Raw genomic sequence first — 3,075 nt, forward strand, 5'->3', positions numbered from 1 at the left:
GTCGGTGCTGCGCGGCGCTGAGCGCCGCGCTACCTGCAGGCGGCGGCCATCGGCCGACAACTGCGGTGCCCGCACCTGCGAGCGGAACTGGGCAGGCAAGCGCTTCAGCGCAACCACAGGGTCCTCGGCCTGCTGTCGCAGCCAGCGTTGCGCACCGATCAGCCGCACCATCGCGGCGGCATCCTGGGGCCGTGACGAATAGGCGGGATAGGCCGGGCCCGCGATATCGGCCAGCACGCACCCCATGATGTTCGACAGGCAGCCGAAGTCATGCTGCGGCGGTGCCGGTACCGGCAGCGGACGATCCGCCTCCAGCGCGGTCATCGACGCCGCACCACAGGCCCAGCCCAGGTTGCCCGCCGCACGCGCCAGGGTGCTGCTGCGATCGAGTACCAGCACACCACCGAACTCCTGCGCCGAGGTTTCGATCGCAGCCCTGCTCATCGCATACTCACCCTGCATCGCACGGCACAGGCTCTGTTCGGCGGCCAGCATCGGCTTCATCGCCTGCTCGCATTCCGCTGGCAGCGGTTGGTCGGCCGGCAGTTCGACCAGCATGTCGGCCAGCAGCTGGGCATTGGCCTGCACCAGGCTGGCACCGATGATGCTCTCCACCAGGTAGCTGCCGCCCGTCACCAGCCGGCGGCCCAGCTGCAGCCCCCGGCAACTGCCACGCAGCGCACCGTCGATATCACCCTGCACATACGCCAGCGCGCGTGCGCTGGTGGCGTCGATCACCAAACCATAGGCCGGCATCGGCACCAGGATGCCCTCCCCTTTTGGCCGGAACGGCGACACGAAGTGATCCGCATCGGCCAGCTGGTCCAGGCGCGCATGCAGCTGCTGGTGGCCAGCGTGGGCATCGACGAAGCGCTGCGGGTCCGCACGCACCTGGCCGAGGCAGTCACTGGCGGTCGGTCCGCAGCTGGCCGAAGGCCGTGAATGCAGCTCGACGTGGTCTTCTGCCAGCTGCGGACGGGCGCCGCCATTGCCGCGCGGATCCGCCTCCCAGCGCTGTACATCCCGGGCCAACGCGTGATCGCGCTGGTCCGGGTCGAGATCGTCGAACGCGAGTGTCCACAGCAGCGCAAAGCCGTTGCGGCCATCAGCGGGCAGGCGGGCCTGCAACCGCTGCTGGGCCTGCAGCCGTGATTCCGGCACCGGCCACATGCGCGAGGCGCACCACACCACGATGGCCAGCACCAGCAGTCCTGCCAGGGCCCAGCCCAGTCCGCGCAGAATCTTCAACACAGCTTCCCTTCCATGCATCGTTGCCGCAGTCGATCCCCCAGCGTAATCGACCGGCCGTGGCCGCTACAATGCGCGCATGTCGCTCGAAGCCCCCGCCCTGGTCCCCCGCCCCTCCCTGCAGCGCCTGTTCCTGACCGGCCTGCTGACCCTGCTGCCGATCTGGCTGACCTGGGTCGTGGTCAAGTTCGTGTTCGTGCTGCTTTCGGGCATTTCCAGCCCATTGGTGGTGCCGCTTTCCGAGCAGATCGCGACAAGCTTCCCGCATTACCTCGGCTGGGTCCGTGCCGAGTGGATCCAGAACACCATCGCCCTGCTGGCCACCCTGCTGGTGATCCTGGCGGTGGGCGTGGCCAGCCGCCGTGTGCTCGGCCAGCGCCTGCTGCGCTGGGTCGGCGCGGTGATCAAGCGCATTCCGTTGGCCAGCATCATCTACGACAGCGCCAAGAAGCTGCTGGACATGTTGCAGACCGAACCGGGCAGCACCCAGCGCGTGGTGCTGATCGACTTCCCGCACCGCGACATGAAGTCGGTCGGGCTGGTCACCCGCGTGATCAAGGAGCACGGTACCGACCGTGAACTGGCCGCGGTGTACGTGCCAACCACACCGAACCCGACCTCGGGTTACCTGGAGATCGTGCCGGTGGAGCTGCTGACCCCGACCGACTGGACCGTCGACCAGGCCATGAGCTTCATCATTTCCGGCGGTGCCGTCGCACCGTCCAGCGTTCCGTTCACGCGCGCAGGCGAACGCAGCGAATGACAACCGCAGCGCCGATCGAGCGCCCGCTGCAGGACCGCGCGGTCCTGCTGTTCATCGTGCTGGCCGCGTTCTTCTGCGGCAACGCCGTGCTGGCCGAACTGATCGGGGTGAAGATCTTCGCGCTGGAAGACACCCTCGGCATCGAACCGCTGAACTGGAACCTGTTTGGCCAGACCGGCTCACTCAGCTTCACCGCCGGTACCCTGCTGTGGCCGGTGGTGTTCATCATGACCGACACGATCAACGAGTTTTTCGGCAAGCGCGGCGTGCGCTTCATCTCGTGGTTGGCCGTGGTGCTGATCGCCTATGGCTTCCTGTTCGCCTTCGCAGCGATCTCGCTGGCTCCGGCCAGCTGGTGGGTCACCTCGATGGACGGCCACGGCGTGCCGGACTACCAGGCGGCATTCGCCGCGGTGTTCGGCCAGGGCATGTGGACCATCGCCGGTTCGCTGGTGGCCTTCCTGCTCGGCCAGCTGATCGACGTGGCCGTGTTCCATCGCATCCGCCAGGCCACCGGCGAGCGCCACGTGTGGCTGCGTGCGACCGGATCCACCGCGATCTCCCAGGTGGTGGACAGCTTCGTGGTGATCTGGATCGCCTTCGTGCTCGGCCCACAGCACTGGCCGACGTCGCTGTTCCTGGCCGTCAGCAGCGTCAACTACATCTACAAGATGGGCTTTGCGATCGCATTGATCCCGTTGCTGTACCTGATGCGGCGCGCGATCACCCGCTACCTGGGCACCGACAGGGCCGCCGCCCTGCGCGCCGCGGCCGCGGCTGACTGAAGCCCCAGCGGCAAAAAGCTGACTGCGCCTTCACGCTGGCCGTACGCGGCCGGATCGTGCAAGCTCCACGGTCTGTGTTCCACGGAAGCTCCTGATGCCGCATCCCACCCGCGCCCTGGCCGCCGCCATTGCCGCGTTGTTCCTGTTCAGTGCCATGCCGTCGGCCGAAGCAGCGAAGAAAAAGGCCAGCCGCCCTGCCGCTGCGCAGACCCGCCAGGCTGCCAAGCCCAAGGCCAGGCCCGCCCGCGCCACTGCGCCGGCGCGTGGCAGCTCGGCGCG

The 3,075-nt window shown here is 67.8% G+C and carries 4 protein-coding genes; 3 read left to right on the forward strand and 1 reads right to left on the reverse strand.

The window, feature by feature from the left end; all coding sequences use genetic code 11:
* Positions 1-1,251 (reverse strand): hypothetical protein (locus HMPREF3114_RS19010; RefSeq protein ID WP_070490441.1); only part of this gene is annotated, 1,251 nt, incomplete at its 3' end.
* A gap of 76 nt (positions 1,252-1,327) precedes the next feature.
* Between HMPREF3114_RS19010 and HMPREF3114_RS19015 the strand changes: the two genes are divergently transcribed.
* From HMPREF3114_RS19015 to HMPREF3114_RS19025, 3 genes are all read left to right on the forward strand, one after another.
* On the forward strand, positions 1,328-2,011 hold the full coding sequence (locus HMPREF3114_RS19015) for a DUF502 domain-containing protein (protein ID WP_005418129.1): 684 nt from the start codon (positions 1,328-1,330) through the stop codon (positions 2,009-2,011).
* Entirely contained in the window at positions 2,008-2,796 is a 789-nt protein-coding gene (locus HMPREF3114_RS19020) for a queuosine precursor transporter (protein WP_053498959.1), read from the forward strand. The genes HMPREF3114_RS19015 and HMPREF3114_RS19020 overlap by 4 nt, the downstream gene beginning before the upstream one ends.
* A gap of 94 nt (positions 2,797-2,890) precedes the next feature.
* Positions 2,891-3,075: hypothetical protein (locus HMPREF3114_RS19025; protein ID WP_218086333.1), on the forward strand; the 185-nt coding region annotated here is incomplete at its 3' end.

The organism is Stenotrophomonas sp. HMSC10F07 (genome assembly GCF_001807895.1).
Classification (GTDB): domain Bacteria; phylum Pseudomonadota; class Gammaproteobacteria; order Xanthomonadales; family Xanthomonadaceae; genus Stenotrophomonas; species Stenotrophomonas sepilia.